At 54.1% G+C, this 1,101-nt stretch carries 2 protein-coding genes; both read left to right on the forward strand.

Going from position 1 to position 1,101, the window contains the following annotated elements; genetic code table 11:
- Positions 1 to 247: sensor histidine kinase (locus ACP7E0_RS34920; protein WP_426131938.1), on the forward strand; the 247-nt coding region annotated here is incomplete at its 5' end.
- Positions 244 to 891, forward strand: coding sequence for a response regulator (locus ACP7E0_RS34925; RefSeq protein ID WP_426131940.1), 648 nt, complete (start codon positions 244 to 246; stop codon positions 889 to 891). The genes ACP7E0_RS34920 and ACP7E0_RS34925, both read left to right, overlap by 4 nt.
- Positions 892 to 1,101: the final 210 nt, after the last annotated feature.

Consider the following 1,101-nt stretch of genomic DNA (forward strand, 5'->3'; position numbering starts at 1 on the left):
CGGGTATCGTCACGGCGGTGGCGCTGGGCAATATGTCATCCAGACCTACGACGGGCGAACCGTCTCTGTTAAAGTTGGTGATAGCGGTCCAGGTTTTGACCCAACCAAAATCAAGCCGTCCAGCCTAGGCCTGTCGGGTCTGCGAGAACGGGTTGAAAGCCTTGGGGGAGCATTCGATTTGGATACATCTGGTCGGGGAACCGAGCTGTGCATGTCCTTAAACCTAGATGAAATGGAGCCCTCGTGATGGGAGAGATAACAATTGCAGTCATCGACGATCACCCGCTTTTCCGTGAAGGCGTCATGCGGATTCTTTCGGAAATCCAAGGTTTCAAAATAGTTGGTGAAGGCTCAACAAGGGAGGACGCGCTTGAGATCTGCGCCACCCTGAAGCCTGATATCCTGCTCATGGATATTTCGATGCCAGGCGGTGGGCTGAATGCGATCCTGCCTATCCTGGAAATCAACTCTGAGCAAAAGATAATGATGCTGACAGTCTCGGAAACAAGCGACGACGTCATGAGCGCTCTGGACAAGGGGGCAAAGGCCTATGTTTTAAAGGGCGTCGGATCACGGGTGCTGGCGGACATAGTCAAATCGGTCGCTGCCGGAGAGACATATGTATCCCCGACCCTGTCAGCGCGGCTGCTCTCCGACATGTCATCGGCCGCCGCCTTGGCAAAGCAGCCCAATCCGATCAACGAATTGACGAGCCGCGAGCAAGAGGTCCTGGACCTAGTTGCGGAAGGGCTCAGTAACAAGCGGATAGCGCTCCGGCTCGGCGTCCATGAGAAGACAATCAAACAGCATATGACCCATATTTTTGCAAAACTCGGCACCAGCAATAGAACGGAAGCTGCGATGGTCCTCCGCAATCGCACTCCCGTCTAGCGAGCTGCGGTTCAACCTGCCAACAGGCCAGTTGCTAGCATTGCAAAGATCAGTCCCACGATCGGTATCAAAAGCCAGCGGGCTTCATGCAAACTAGTGTCCATCGTCGGTTCCTATGTTCAATCTAGCGTGAATAGAACGCGCCGGAGTTTGTTCCCCGGGATGGCTTGCGATCCACGTTTACTGTGGTGATACAGGACTTTAGCCCTA

It is taken from the genome of Pararhizobium sp. PWRC1-1, from assembly GCF_049897905.1.
In the GTDB taxonomy this organism is placed as follows: Bacteria; Pseudomonadota; Alphaproteobacteria; order Rhizobiales; family Rhizobiaceae; genus Pararhizobium.